Below are 15,282 nucleotides of genomic sequence, written 5' to 3'. Positions count from 1 at the left end.
CAGCACAAACGTTGACCTATGGTTCTTCTGATCTAATTTATGGAGGAAATGTAGAAAAGTGGAAGAAGTTTGCTTATTCGCTAATGCTTCGATTGGGTATGCGTCTTACCAAAGTGGAAGAAGCAACGGCACAAAGTTGGGTTACCAAAGCCATTGCCGGAGGTGTGATCAGAGACTATGCCGATATTGCCAAGATGAGTTATACAGCTTCTGGCCAGAATATCAATAAAAACCCTGTAGCCTGGCAACTGCTTAATGATAATTATATTAAAGCTGATGGGGTGAGTAATGTGGAGGGAGGAAAGTATCAACAGGTATTTATTGACTCGCTAAAAACTAATAATGATCCCAGATTAGGTGTGCTGGCTGTGGTGTATGTAAAAGGAGTCGCCAGTTCTCAGGATAGTATCCAGAAAGGAATGCCTGCTACCATTAATGGTACTAAGCCAGGGGATTTTGTTACCTATTCAGAGCCCAAACAGACTACTGTTTTACGTGTGGATGCACCCTTGTTGTTGTTCACTGTTGCAGAAGCTGACTTTCTGCTGGCAGAGGCTGCTTTGAGAAATTGGTATACAACAGAAACAGCATCTGATTTGTATGAAGCAGGGATTCGGGCTGCTATGAAGCAATGGGACTTAATTAGTGGTATTGCTGATGTGATTGATCAAGATAGAATTGATAGTTATGTAACGGCTCATACGCTACATAGCAGTGCTTCTGTAGAAGAGCAGAAAGCGCAAATATATACTCAATTCTGGCTGGGTATATTTCCTGATGCACAGGAAGTGTATAACAACTATCGCAGAACAGGGTATCCTGCTTTAGTTCCAAATGTGTATCCAGGCAATGCGACGGGTGGTCAGATATTTCGCAGATTTTTGTATCCGGTATCAGAACAAACACTAAATCGATCATCTTACAATGAGGCCGTAGCCAATCAGGGGGCCGATGATCTGATGACTAAAATTTGGTGGGATAACAAATAACTCCTACTTCTTACACTGAATAAATTGAAAGAGTAAATAATTTAATAAGGATTAATATGCGATTTCTTTTCTTAACAGTAAGCATATTATTAGGGTGTTTAAATCAACTGTTGGCTCAGTCGGCTTTGCTGGCTGAGCCTCCTATTATCCCAATTCCGGTTTTGTATCAACAGCATACCGGAGTTTTTCAAGTTACAGCCAAAACTATTATTCTCTCAGATCCATCTGTTGAGGACTCGGTTTATTCCTTCTTCCAGCAATCATTAACTATACTAACAAAATCTGCCTTGCCCATTCGTAAAAAAGGTAAGGCAGATTATATAAAGTTCTCAATCAATCCTCAACAGATTACAGAACATGAAGGATATTCTTTAGCTATTACTTCCAATACTGTAGTCCTTGTCGGGCATGATAAAGCTGGATTGTTCTATGGTTTTCAGTCTCTTCTTCAATTATTCTCCCAATCCCAAACTATTCCTGCCTGCTTTATCAAAGATAATCCGCGATTTAGTTATCGGGGTATGCATCTGGATGTGAGCCGTAATTTTTTTCCGGTCAGTTTTATTAAAAAATACGTTGATATGCTGGCTTATTATAAGTTCAATAAATTTCACTGGCATCTGACTGATGATCAGGGCTGGCGTATTGAAATCAAAAAGTATCCTTTGTTGCAGCAAATTGCCGCATACCGAAACGAAACCCTTATTGGACACAAAAAAGAACTTCCTCATCGTTTTGATGGGAAAAAATATGGAGGGTATTATACCCAGAATGAAATCAAAGAAGTAATTGCGTATGCAACTCAACGACATATTACCATAATTCCTGAAATAGAAATGCCTGGACATGCCATGGCTGCCCTATCTGCCTATCCACAATATGGTTGCACAGGTGGCCCATATTCCGCAGCGACATTTTGGGGGATTTTTGATGAAGTATATTGTGCAGGAAATGATAGTACATTCGCCTTTCTACAGAATGTATTGGATGAGGTTATTTCTCTATTTCCCTCAACTTATATCCATGTAGGGGGAGATGAATGTGTTAAGACAAAATGGAAAACATGTCCAAAATGTCAGAAACGAATCCAGACAGAACATCTAAAGGACGAAGATGAGTTGCAGAGTTACTTTATGAAACGAATTGGAGATTATGTATATAGTAAGGGGCGAAAAATTATCGGGTGGGATGAGATATTGGAAGGTGGTTTACCTCCTGATGCAACAGTAATGAGCTGGAGAGGAATAGAAGGAGGGATAGATGCAATCCGACAAAAGCATAATGCCATTATGACTCCGGAGAGTCATGTATATTTGGATTACTATCAATCCTTATATCCTCAGGAACCTTTAGCAGCAGCGGGTTATACGCCATTGTCTAAAGTATATACTTATGAGCCAATCCCTGTTGATCTAAGTCCAGAAGACGCAAAGTATTTAATAGGTATTCAGGGAAATATCTGGACAGAATATATGCCTACTTCTCAGCAAGTTGAATATATGATGTTGCCCAGAGCATTGGCTATTGCTGAACTTGCCTGGAGTAAACCCGAAAAAAAGAACTATCCAGATTTTCTAAGACGGGTGAGAGTCCATCAGGCAATTCTGAAAACCAATGATATAAATTGTGCAGATGTGTTCGATGAAATTATGGATTCTGTTACAATAAAAACCAATCAACCTCCTATACTTCACTTGTCTACTTCTTTGCCAAAGTCTGAAATTTACTATACTCTTGATGGTTCAAATCCAAGTATTTCAAGTTTACAGTATAAAGGACCAATCGAAATTGTAAAATCTGAAACAGTCAGAGCTGCTGTGTTTTTTGAAGGAAAACAAAAGGGACGAGTGTTTGAAAAAGAATTTCATATCAGTAAATCCACTGGCAAACCTGTTTCATTCACACCCGCACCCAAAGGAAATTACAAGCCTGTTACTAACCTGACAGCTGTGAACGGGATAGAGGGTACAGCCCGATACAATACTGGAGAGTGGTTAGGTTTTCAGGACACAAACGTTGAAGTCCAGGTAGACTTGCAAACTATACAAACTGTTTCAGATTTACAGGTAAATGTATTGGTATATCATTGGCAACGAATGTGGGCACCTATTCAACTTGTTTTTTCTGTTTCTGAGAATGGACAATCTTTTAAAGAGGTATATACTCATACCAACTTTCCTATCAACGGAATCAATCCAGTACATGCGATTCTACAACAACCTCTTAAAGCAAGATATATTAGAATCAAAGCTATTAACCAGGCAATTATTCCTTCTGGAGAATATGGTGCAGGGGGAAGGCCCTGGTTGCTAGTGGATGAGTTTGAAGTCAATTAATACTAAACTATTTAGAATGTATTTATATTTTAACTTATGTTAACTAGATGCTGAATCACTGATCAGCTTCTACAAATATTCAATTCACTTATTACCTATTTTAGGATTTTATGAGATTTTTCGGACTTTTTGAGATTTTGCTTTTTGTTTTCTGTGGTATTACCAACGCTCAGATAACAGGAGCCAATCTTAACAAACCAGAAAGAGAGGAGTGGTTAAAAGATGCAGGGTTTGGTATGTTTATTCATTGGAATATGGATGTACAGTTAGGCTTGGTAATCAGTCATTCTCTGGTAGGCGCATCAGAAGATTATATAGAAAGATATATTCACGAATTACCACAGACTTTCAATCCCACAGACTGGAATGCTGAACGAATGGTGATAATGGCTAAGAATGCGGGGATGAAGTATATCATGTTTACCACTAAGCATCATGCTGGTTTTTGTATGTGGGATACTAAAACTACAGATTTCAATGTCATGCATACACCTTACCAGAAAGATATTGTCAAACAGTATGTAGATGCTTGCCACAAGTGGGGGATCGCAGTAGGGTTTTACTATTCACCGGAAGATTTTGTCTTTGCCTATCGGAATGGCATGAAGGATATAACCCGTGATGATCATTGGGAAAAAGCAAAACCATTTCAGGAGAAATACAAAGCGTTTGTATTGGAACAATGCAAAGAATTAATGACTCAATATGGCCAGGTTGACTTGTTTTTTATAGATAGTGACGTTTTACGGGAAGAAGTAAAACAAGCGATTTGGAAATATCAACCGAATTGTTTGGTTACCAGAGGGGTCTTACCCACACCTGAGCAACAGCTACCTGGAGAGACATTAACTACTGCCTGGGAAAGTTGTATGACAATGGGGACAGATTGGGGATACAAACCAACAAATGAACATTATAAGTCAGGAACAGAACTCATTGACATTCTTATCGAGTCTCGTGCAAAAGGCGGATCTTACCTGTTGAATGTCGGACCTACTCAGTGGGGCAATATAAATGAAGGACAAGAAGGACGCCTGATGGAAATAGGAGCCTGGCATTTTATTAATCAGGAAGCAATACATAATGTTCGTCCATGGATTATAAAAAATGAAGGTGATATCTGGTTTACCAAAAAGAAAGATGAAAACACAGTGTATGCTTACATACGGAATATGCCAGAATGGCCACGTGGTGAACGAAGAAACTTTGTGTTAAAATCTGTAAAGGCAACTGCAAAAACAGAGATTAGTGTTTTAGGGCAGACAGGTAATATAGTTGAATACCAACCTTCGAATAATGGAAAAGCAACTTTTGAGCAAACTGCGGAAGGATTAAAAATATCTGTAGTGCGTGCTCAACGTATTTACAATAATCATAAGTGGCCAAATCCGATTGTAGTTAAATTAAAAAATGTTGAACCTGCTTTAGAAACAGCACATTTTGGTACAGTAAAGGCTGAAAAACAGACAAATGGTAATTTAAAGTTAACTGCTAACCTGACAGCTTTAGGAAATGGCAAACAATTTCAGCTTGGATTTGAATACAGGCCTGTACAAAGTACATTGAATGAAGAATTTAATGCAAAATGGACATCAACAGATGTATTTCCAATTACTAAAAAAGGAATGCATAGTGTGGAAATTGTAAAAAACAACATCGTTTCCTATGATGAGATAGAATACAGGGCAGTATTGTATCAGGATGGTTTAAAGATAGAAGGTAATGTTTTAAAGATTAGTAAGTTAAAACTGGAATGAGTCTTTCTGCATTATCAGACTTGTTAAAACAAATCACCTGTATCTGAATTGTAATGGCTGTACTTAGCGTTGTATTTTGTATTGTCCTGCTAATTATATTGATCAGCTGGGCTAAATTAAATGCTTTTATCTCATTTTTGATTGTATCTGTTATTGCAGGCTTCCTGCTAAAGTTGCCACTAACGGGAATAGTGGGTGCAATTCAAAAAGGGATGGGAGATACTCTGGGATCATTGGTTGGTATTATTGTATTGGGAGCTATGTTGGGAAAGTTAGTAGCTGAAAGTGGAGCTGCCCAGCAAATTGCTTCTGTCATGATGCAATTGTTTGGTCCAAAGAATATTCAGTGGGGACTTGTCTGCACAGGTTTCATTATTGGAATACCTTTGTTTTATAGCGTGGGTTTTGTCTTAATGATCCCATTAATCTTTTCAGTAGTATATCGGTACAAAATACCTGCTGTATATATAGGCTTACCCATGCTCGCATCTTTATCTGTTGCACATGGTTTTTTGCCCCCGCATCCTTCTCCGGCTGCACTGGTGAATCAGTTTAATGCCAATATGGGCTTAACCTTGATTTATGGATTGGTCATTGCTATTCCTACTATTATAGTAGCTGGGCCGATTTTTTCAAAGACATTGAAATCTATTCAGAATGAACCTTTGCAGACTTTTGTAAAAGAAGAGAAGACCGAAAGATCATTACCTGGAAAGACAAATAGTTTTTTGACATCTTTACTTCCTGTCTTTTTACTTGTTGCAACTATAACGCTTTCATTTCGATTAGCTCCTAATGGTATACCAGTACAGATAACAACTTTTATTGGTGAACCAATTAGTGTGATGCTTATATCTGTACTGGTTGCTACATTTAGTTTGGGTGTAGGGCAGGGAAAATCTATCTCTCAGGTAATGCAAATCTATGAAGGTGCGGTAAAGGATGTGGCAATGATTATTCTAATTATTGCTGGAGCAGGGGCTTTGAAGCAAATTTTGACAGTAAGTGGGGTGAGTAAAGAGATTGCTGATAGTTTGCAATATCTGTCTCTGCCTTCTCTGGTATTGGCATGGCTTATTGCAGCTATTATTCGGGTATGCATAGGTTCTGCCACAATTGCCGGACTCACAACTGCCAGTATGGTAGCTCCTTTGATTGTGCAGCAACATGTTAATCCAAACCTTATGGTATTATCTATTGGTGCTGGCAGTCTGATGTTTTCTCATGTAAATGATCCTGGTTTCTGGATGTTTAAAGAGTACTTCAATCTTTCGTTAAAAGATACACTTCGCTCCTGGTCGCTGATGGAAACAATTGTTTCGTTTTGTGGATTATTCGGCGTGCTTATACTGGATAGTTTTCTCTAACTACTAATTAAAATGAATAGTTAAAAAATAGTGATTCCAGTAAAGATTGAGTAAAAATTTTTCCTTTGCTTTGTTGCCTTATACATTGTATTCTATTATTTATATTTTTATTCCTATGCAGACAGATTTAATAACAGAATTGACACCTTCCCAAGCCTTTGCTAAGCTGGGACTATCTCTTCCTCCTGCACCACTACCGCTAGGAGTGTACAAACCCTATCTTATTGATGGAAAATATCTCTATGTATCCGGACATGGACCTGTGCAGGATGATAAAAGCCTGATTATCGGTCGTATAGGCCAAGATATGGATATTGAGCAAGGTAAATTAGCTGCCCGACAAGTTGGATTGACTATTCTTTCCACCATTACAACACATGTAGGTAGCCTGGATAAGGTAAAACGGGTAATTAAAATTTTAGGTATGGTAAACTGTACTTCTGATTTCGAACGTCATCCATATGTAATTAACGGTTGTAGTGAGTTATTCGCTAAAATATGGGGAGAAGAAAATGGCATAGGTGTGCGTAGTGCAGTAGGTATGGGTACCTTACCTGATAATATTCCGGTAGAGATTGAAGCATTATTCGAACTGGCTTAAGACATGAGCAATGAACCATGGTATGTAATCAAGGATATTGACAAGCTGGATTCACCTGCATTGGTAGTATATCCTGATCGTGTAAAGCATAATATCACAGTACTTAAAGATTTTGTTTCAGACACAAACCGTCTGAGACCGCATGTAAAAACGCATAAATCTATAGAAGTAACACAGTTGCTTCTGGAAGCGGGTATACATAAATTCAAGTGTGCTACAATTGCGGAAGCTGAGATGCTGGCTATAGCTGGGGCAAAGGATATATTGTTGGCTTATCAACCAACGGAGCCTAAAATGCATCGACTAATCCATCTGATTCAGCAATATCCCACTATTCATTTTAGTTGTTTAGTAGATAATGCTGAGTCAGCCCGGATGATTTCAAATCTGGCTGATATTTCAGAACTTCAGGTATCTGTATTTATTGATGTGAATGTTGGAATGAATCGGACAGGTATTTTACCTGATCAGGATGCCTTCAACTTATATGAAATCTTAGCGGGTCTTTCAGGCACTACACCATTAGGATTTCATGCATATGATGGGCATATTCGTGAAACAGATCTTGAGATACGAAAGCAATTATGTGCTGAGGCACTGCAACCTGTTTTGGATATATGTGATCAGCTTGAAATGAAAGGGTATGAAAAGCCTGTAATTATTGCAGGTGGAAGTCCGACATTTCCGGTTCACTCTGCAAATGAGCGGGTCGAGTGTAGTCCTGGTACATTTGTGTATTGGGATAAAGGATATCAGAGTTCGTTTCCTGAACAGCCTTTTCTCACGGCTACCTTAGTTGTGACACGGGTAGTGTCTTTACCAAGTCCTTCTCGTATTTGTGTGGATTTGGGACACAAATCTATTGCAGCTGAAAATGAACTTACCCGAAGAGTATATTTTGTTAATGCTCCTGATCTAAAACCTGTTGGGCAAAGTGAAGAACATTTAGTACTTGAAGCTGGTGAAGGACATTTTTATCAGGTAGGTGATGTCCTGTATGGACTACCTTATCATGTGTGTCCAACATGTGCTTTATATGAAAAAGCATATACCATTGAAAATGGAATACAGGCTGATACCTGGAAAACAATAGCCCGTGATCGAAGTATTCATTATTAAGGTTTCTTTTTTACGAATATCAAAGGCTAAAAGGTCTCTCTTTTAGCCTTTTTAAATTGGCTTAAAATTTTAAGATTGAGAAATACTATGTTTACAATAGATGCACACCTGGATTTAAGTATGAATGCCATGGAATGGAATAGAGATATCCGCCAGACAGTTGATACAATCCGGAAGCGAGAAACTGGCATGACCGACAAGCCGGACCGGGCTAAGGCAACTGTATCGTTACCACAGTTGCGGGAAGGAAATGTAGGATTAGTTGTAGCAACACAGATTGCCCGATATGTTGCACCCGACAATCCACTTCCTGGCTGGAGTTCGCCGGAACAGGCATGGGCTCAGACACAGGCTCAGGTTGCCTGGTATAAGGCTATGGAAGAGGAGGGACAAATGGTACAAATACATAATCTGGAAACGCTGGAAGCACATTTGAACGTTTGGAATGGGAATGAAAGTAGTGAGAAAAAGCCAATTGGTTATATTCTAAGTCTGGAAGGTGCTGATTCATTAGTAACTGTTCAGCATGTGGAAAGAGCATATACTTATGGATTACGCGCCATCGGCCCTGCCCACTATGGACCAGGACGATATGCCCAGGGAACAGATGCGACTGGCGGACTTGGTGTCAACGGGCGCGAACTTCTCAAAGAAATGGAACGGCTTAATATTATTCTGGATGCAACACATCTATGCGATGATAGTTTCTGGGAAGCTATGGATCATTTTCATGGAGCAGTTTGGGCAAGTCATAATAATTGCAGAGCATTGGTAAATCATAATAGACAATTCAGTGACGAACAGATTAAGGAATTGATTAGCAGAGATGCTGTAATTGGCGGTGCTTTAGATGCATGGATGATGGTACCCGGATGGGTGAGAGGAAAATCTACTCCGGAAAGTACAAATTGTAATCTGGAAGTGATGATTGACCATCTGGATCATATTTGTCAGTTGGCAGGAAATGCATTACATATTGGTATAGGTTCTGATTTAGATGGTGCATTTGGTAAAGAACAATGTCCTTATGATTTGGAAACTATTGCAGATCTCCAAAAGATCCCTGATTTATTGTCAAAAAGAGGTTATACTGATACGGATATTCAGAATGTGATGCACGGAAATTGGTTACGTTTTCTAAGAAGAGTATGGTCAAAATGAGTTGGTTTACCATTCTGGATTCTTATTAAATTCAGAATGGTAAAATTGACTATGCATGAAATACACTCTTGTATTTACAGAGGTTCTATTTATACTTTTTATATCGTGCTTACTTTTGATTTAGCTATCCTGGAACAAACATCGATTGTAAAGAATCTTTTATTGGAAGTGCAAAAATGGCTGTATGCCAGAGGATTGTCTCAATGGAATAACGCATTTTCTGATTACTGGATTCAGACAGAGATTTTGAATCAACATTTTTATATAGTAACACAAGGCACTACAATCGTAGCTACATTTCGTTTACTTACCAGTGACCCTGCTTTCTGGGGAGAAGACGATGCTTCTGCTTTATATTTACATACACTAGCAGTTGCAAGAACAGCTCAAGGTCAGAGTATAGGAACACAGATATTGGATTGGGTTACAGCTAAAGCCCAATCCGATAATAAATCTTTATTTCGATTGGATTGCTTAGCTAATAATCCGTTTTTAGTTAACTACTATGCAAAATATGGTTTTCAGTGTGTACGCAAAAAATGGGTCCAGGAAAGTGAATATGTATTGTATGAAAAAAAATTAACTTAGTGTGGCTAAGTGATTAGTAATGAGTGTTTTGTTGTGGGTAAAATTACTTGTTAAATAAGTTTTTTGATTTTGTGAAAGTAAAACTCAGAACTTGTCTGAAACAGCTTATGAGTTTTTAATGAATCTTCTGTATATCTCCTTTTGCTTTCCTATTTCTGCGAATTAGATTTTGTTGTCTCTCGAACATGCTAAACCTACCTGGTCAGCCAGGTTTTTATTGATTTATAATTTTAGTTGAAAAAATCTGTAGATCGGGAAAATCCTTTGAACTGTTTGGAAGTGTTCCAATAGATTTTATCAATTAATTTAAAAGATCAATTTCTTAAAAATGAGAATGTTAGGTAAGTGAATTTTCGTACGGTATTCTGAAAGAAGACAAAATCTTATTATGATATTTGTCAAATTTTCGATTGTATTTATTGTAAAATAGGCAGTGTCTGTCTTTTTTCACTAATTTTGGAATCGTTTTTGTTTATCTTCGAGTGCAAAACATACTTCATCTTTAAACCAAACAAATCAATTTATGGCAACCGCCACCGGAAAAGAAAAATTTACACAACCTGCTGGTTTATATGTGCTATTCCTTACAGAAATGTGGGAACGTTTCAGTTATTATGGAATGCGGGCTATATTAATCCTGTTCATGACGGAAGTTGCTACAAAAGGCGGCATGGAACTCTCTGCACCAGAAGCCGCAGCTGTGTATGCATTATATACTTCTTCTGTATATCTTTTGTCACTTCCTGGTGGATGGCTGGCAGATAGTGTTTTTGGACAAAGAAGAACTATCTGGTATGGTGGCATAACTATTATGCTTGGACATATAATTTTGGCGATTCCTGGAGATAATGTTGTGTTTTTTTGCGGCTTGGCAGTTGTTGCAATTGGTACAGGTTTACTAAAACCCAATATTAGCTCAATTGTAGGAGAACTTTATCCTGAAGGTGGAAGTCGACGTGACGCAGGATTTTCCATTTTTTATATGGGTATTAATTTAGGTGGATTTTTAGGCCAGACTGTTGTTGCGTTTTTGGGAGAAAAAGTAAACTGGCACTGGGGATTTGGAGCTGCTGCTGTTGGGATGTTTATTGGTCTTGTCATATTCAAATTTCAGGGACAGAAACATTTATCACAATATGGAAATGAACCCAAGGAAAAAATTAAATTTTCATTCAAAACAATTTTGTCTGTTATTGTTATACTCGGTGCTTTAGCAATTTTATTAATTGTTTTACACCTGACTCATGTTATAAATGCCTATTCTCCTCAAGGACTGGCACAGGTTATGAAGTGGATTATTATAGGTATTTCGTGTTTATATTTCTTTTATATCTTAATTTTAGGTAATCTGTCTTTAGTTGAACGAAAAAGGGTTGTTGTTTTAATGGTATTATTTATTGCCGCGGCCCTTTTCTGGTCTGGATTTGAACAGGCAGGATCTTCATTGAATCTTTTTGCTTCTCGTTATGTAGATCGTGATTTTCTTGGGAGTTGGCAAGTGCCTGCGGGCTGGTTACAGAACTTTAATCAAATATTTATCATTATTTTTGCGCCTTTGATGGCTGCTCTATGGATTAATTTAGGACGTAGAAACTTAAATCCTAATGTGCCTGCCAAGTTTGCTTTGGGACTTATTCTGATGGGATTAGGTTTTCTGGTAATGGTATTTGCTGCCAAGATTGTTGTTTCTGGAGAAAAAGCTGCATTTACATGGCTCATCATGACTTATTTTCTACACACAATAGGAGAACTGTGTTTAAGTCCTGTGGGATTAAGTACCTATACAAAGTTAGCTCCCAAACAATTTGTAAGTCAAATGATGGGTGTTTGGTTTGTGGCTGCTGCATTGGGAAATCTATTTGCAGGTTTATTTGCCGGTAATTTTGATAAAGATAATGTTCAGCAAATGCCAGATTTATTTATGTCAGTAGTTTATCTGGGAGTGGGCTCTGGTTTATTCTTACTTGTATTTTCTAAACCAATCAAAAAATGGATGGGTGGAGTTGAATAATGATTTTCATATTTGTATATATAAGACCTTCACTACTAAGTGAAGGTCTTTATTTTTGAATATATCGTATATGAAGCCTATTAATTTTCAGGATATTTTATTGGGTGTTGCCATTGGCGATGCATTTGGCGCAGGTATTGAATTTATGGACAGGGATTGGATCAGAAACAATGTCGATTTCTCCAGGTTTGTAAATGCTCGACATCTTATACGTGCATCTGCTAACGAACCTGATATTTTTACCCGAAATTACACAGCGTGGGATTATACAGATGATACAGAAATGACATTAGGAGTAATTCATGCTCTGCTTTCTCATAAAGAGTTTACTCAGGATTTGTTGATAACTTATTGGACAAATGAATTTTTGAAAGGTGTAAAGCAAAAAGGATATGGACGTAATGGTCATGGTTCTATGCGATGGGTGTACAGTGGCGAGAGAACAATACGTGAAGTGAGAGATTTTCAACGAAATACAACCTACCCGGGTAATGCACCTGTTATGCGTGCTATTCCATTTGGATTATTACCAGAAAATAAAATCGACTCGTATGCTATCATCAATGCAAATGCCACTCATCCTCATCCCAAAGCAAGAGTTGCAAGTATTTTGATAGCTCGTGCTACATATTATCTTCTTGTAAAACAAGGTAATCCAGCAGAATTAATACTCTATTGCCAGGAACATGTCAAAGGGTTAGATACAGAAACAGATTTCTTATTACAAGATATCAATAATCTACCAGGTCCTGAGCAATTATTGGAAGAACAATATCAGATACTTTGTGGTCCTCAACCAATTCAACCACCTCGGTTTCTTCCAGGCATCAAAGGTGTTCCTTCAGATGCAATGTTAACAGCAGGTTGTATTTTATATATACTTAAACATATAAATGACACTTTTGCAGGGCTAAGATTTGCGATTAACCTTGGAGGAGATGTTGATTCAGTAGCGTCTGTTTGTACAGGTATTCTGGCTGGCCGCTATGGACTGAGTTCTTTACCTGAATTTATGATTGCAAATGTAGAGGGGAAAATTATGATAGAATCACTAGCAGGAGAGTGGGAAGCCTATTTTGAGAGATAGGAATATTGACGGAGATTTTATGAGTTAGCTACTTTTGAAGCTCACGATTCAAAATGTCCTAAAAATAAACCCCTCCATTTAGAGATGGAGGGGTTCGTATAGCTAACATGATTGGTTAATTACATCATGCCGCCCATACCACCATCCATTGGAGGCATTCCAGCTTTTTCTTTCTCAGGTTCTTCTGCAACTACACACTCAGTTGTGAGCAATAGAGCTGCAATAGAAGCTGCGTTTTCCAATGCAAGACGAGTAACTTTAGTTGGGTCAACGATACCTGCAGCGATCAGATTTTCGTATTTATCTTCACGAGCATTATATCCGAAGTCAGCTTGTCCTTCGCGAACTTTCTGAACAACTACAGAACCTTCACCACCTGCGTTGAAAACAATTGTACGTAATGGAGACTCAAGAGCCAGACGAACAATGTTTACACCAGTTATTTCATCTTCATTGATAGTATTTACTTTGTCTAGAGCAGCAATTGCACGGATTAAAGCTACACCACCACCTGTAACGATACCTTCTTGTACAGCAGCACGAGTTGCATGAAGAGCATCATCTACACGATCTTTCTTCTCTTTCATTTCTACCTCTGTAGCAGCACCAATGTACAGAATAGCTACACCACCAGAAAGTTTAGCTAAACGTTCTTGTAATTTTTCTTTATCGTAATCAGAAGTAGTAACTTCGATTTGAGCTTTAATTTGGTTTACGCGTGCTTCAATCGCTTCTTTCTCTCCTTTACCACCAACGATAGTAGTATTATCTTTGTCAATAACGATTTTTTCTGCCTGACCCAGGTATTCCAGAGTAGCATTTTCCAGTTTGTATCCACGCTCTTCAGAAATCACTGTTCCGTTTGTCAGGATTGCGATATCTTCCAGCATTGCCTTACGACGGTCTCCGAATCCTGGAGCTTTTACAGCTGCAATACGTAGGATACCACGGATTTTGTTTACTACCAATGTTGCAAGAGCTTCACCATCTACATCTTCAGCAATAATCAATAATGGTCGACCACTTTGTGCAACACCTTCCAGAACAGGAAGAATTTCTTTCATTGAAGATATTTTCTTCTCAGTGATCAGGATAAATGGTTTTTCCAGTTCAACTTCCATTTTCTCTGTGTTAGTCACAAAGTATGGAGATAGATAACCACGGTCAAACTGCATACCTTCCACTGTTTTAACTTCAGTTTCAGTACCACGAGCTTCTTCAATAGTGATGACACCGTCTTTACCTACTTTATTCATTGCATCTGCAATCATGTTTCCGATTTCGGCATCATTGTTTGCAGAGATAGTAGCTACCTGAGCGATTTCTTTGTTATCGTTGATAGCCTTAGATTGTTCTTTCAATTGAGCAACAACAGCAGCTACCGCTTTGTCAATACCACGTTTCAAATCCATTGGATTTGCACCAGCTGCTACGTTTTTAATACCAGCATTGAAAATTGCCTGTGCAAGAACTGTCGCAGTTGTTGTTCCGTCACCTGCTGAATCAGCAGTTTTAGAGGCAACTTCTTTTACCAACTGTGCACCCATATTTTCGATAGGGTCTTTCAGTTCGATTTCTTTTGCAACACTTACACCGTCTTTAGTGATAGAAGGTGCACCAAATTTTTTGTCAATGATAACATTACGTCCTTTTGGACCCAGGGTTACTTTTACTGCATCAGCCAGAGTATCTACCCCTTTTTTCAAACGATCTCTTGCGTCAGTGTTAAAAAATATACGTTTAGCAGCCATAATGCGCTTAATAGTTTAAGGTTAATGAAAGAATTGAATGGATGTCGAAAACAAAAGCTAGATTACCTATTTGAGTAACTAGATTACCTATTTGAGTAATAAGTAGTATTTGTTGTTACACTTAGATAACTGCAAAGATGTCAGACTCACGCATGATCAGGTAGTCTTTGCCTTCAACGGTAATTTCAGTACCAGCATATTTACCGTATAGAACCGTATCGCCTACTTTTACAGTCAGAGGCTCATCTTTTTTACCGTTTCCTACGGCTACAATGGTACCTTTTTGTGGCTTTTCTTTCGCAGTGTCAGGGATGATGATACCAGAAGCTGTTTTTTCCTCAGCGGCAGCCGGTTCAACCAGAACACGATCTGCAAGCGGTTTTACGTTAACGTTAGCCATATTTGTTTAAAAATTAAAAAAGGAATGTGAAATGGTTAAATATAGAAGCAATCTTTATTTGTTAAACCGCTTTAGATATAACACTTTTAATGCCAATTATAGGTTTCTGCTATTT

Annotated in this window: 12 protein-coding genes; 10 read left to right on the top strand and 2 right to left on the bottom strand. The window is 38.2% G+C overall.

The genetic code is table 11. The features are described 5' to 3' along the window. From QNI15_RS34285 to QNI15_RS34240, 10 genes are all read left to right on the top strand, one after another. A partial coding sequence (locus QNI15_RS34285; RefSeq protein ID WP_314036348.1) for a SusD/RagB family nutrient-binding outer membrane lipoprotein occupies positions 1 to 989 on the top strand: 989 nt, incomplete at its 5' end. Between the two features lie 56 nt (positions 990 to 1,045). Next, positions 1,046 to 3,325, top strand: coding sequence for a glycoside hydrolase family 20 protein (locus tag QNI15_RS34280; RefSeq protein WP_314036346.1), 2,280 nt, complete (start codon positions 1,046 to 1,048; stop codon positions 3,323 to 3,325). A 110-nt stretch (positions 3,326 to 3,435) separates the two neighbouring features. Then, positions 3,436 to 5,082 carry an alpha-L-fucosidase gene (locus QNI15_RS34275; RefSeq protein ID WP_314036344.1) on the top strand — a complete coding sequence of 549 codons (1,647 nt, stop codon included), beginning with the start codon at positions 3,436 to 3,438 and terminating at the stop codon, positions 5,080 to 5,082. Positions 5,083 to 5,135: 53 nt separating this feature from the next. Then, a complete protein-coding gene (locus QNI15_RS34270; RefSeq protein ID WP_314036342.1) occupies positions 5,136 to 6,449 on the top strand; it encodes a gluconate:H+ symporter in 1,314 nt (437 codons plus the stop codon). Between the two features lie 115 nt (positions 6,450 to 6,564). Then, the gene (locus tag QNI15_RS34265; protein WP_313993104.1) at positions 6,565 to 7,050 is read left to right on the top strand and encodes a RidA family protein; all 486 of its coding nucleotides are present in this window, start codon (positions 6,565 to 6,567) and stop codon (positions 7,048 to 7,050) included. Between the two features lie 3 nt (positions 7,051 to 7,053). Further along, positions 7,054 to 8,169 carry a D-TA family PLP-dependent enzyme gene (locus tag QNI15_RS34260; RefSeq protein ID WP_314036339.1) on the top strand — a complete coding sequence of 372 codons (1,116 nt, stop codon included), beginning with the start codon at positions 7,054 to 7,056 and terminating at the stop codon, positions 8,167 to 8,169. Between the two features lie 87 nt (positions 8,170 to 8,256). Then, positions 8,257 to 9,330, top strand: a complete 1,074-nt coding sequence (locus tag QNI15_RS34255; protein ID WP_313993108.1) for a dipeptidase — start codon at positions 8,257 to 8,259, stop codon at positions 9,328 to 9,330. Between the two features lie 105 nt (positions 9,331 to 9,435). Then, positions 9,436 to 9,918 (top strand): GNAT family N-acetyltransferase, encoded by a 483-nt coding sequence (locus QNI15_RS34250; RefSeq protein WP_313993111.1) that lies wholly within the window; start codon positions 9,436 to 9,438, stop codon positions 9,916 to 9,918. A 523-nt stretch (positions 9,919 to 10,441) separates the two neighbouring features. Further along, positions 10,442 to 11,929, top strand: coding sequence for a peptide MFS transporter (locus QNI15_RS34245; RefSeq protein WP_314036337.1), 1,488 nt, complete (start codon positions 10,442 to 10,444; stop codon positions 11,927 to 11,929). 70 nt (positions 11,930 to 11,999) lie between these two features. Continuing rightward, entirely contained in the window at positions 12,000 to 13,016 is a 1,017-nt protein-coding gene (locus QNI15_RS34240) for an ADP-ribosylglycohydrolase family protein (RefSeq protein ID WP_314036335.1), read from the top strand. A gap of 119 nt (positions 13,017 to 13,135) precedes the next feature. Here the strand turns inward: QNI15_RS34240 and groL are convergent, their stop codons facing one another. Both groL and QNI15_RS34230 read right to left on the bottom strand, forming a co-directional pair. Next, positions 13,136 to 14,767: a chaperonin GroEL gene (gene groL / locus QNI15_RS34235; RefSeq protein ID WP_313984504.1), complete on the bottom strand. Its 1,632-nt coding sequence runs from the start codon at positions 14,765 to 14,767 to the stop codon at positions 13,136 to 13,138. Positions 14,768 to 14,888: 121 nt separating this feature from the next. Then, the gene (locus tag QNI15_RS34230) at positions 14,889 to 15,167 is read right to left on the bottom strand and encodes a co-chaperone GroES (RefSeq protein ID WP_313984507.1); all 279 of its coding nucleotides are present in this window, start codon (positions 15,165 to 15,167) and stop codon (positions 14,889 to 14,891) included. Between the last annotated feature and the right edge of the window lie 115 nt (positions 15,168 to 15,282).

It is taken from the genome of Xanthocytophaga flava, assembly GCF_030068545.1.
Classification (GTDB): domain Bacteria; phylum Bacteroidota; class Bacteroidia; order Cytophagales; family 172606-1; genus Xanthocytophaga; species Xanthocytophaga flava.
This window is presented reverse-complemented; position numbering and strand designations above follow the sequence as displayed.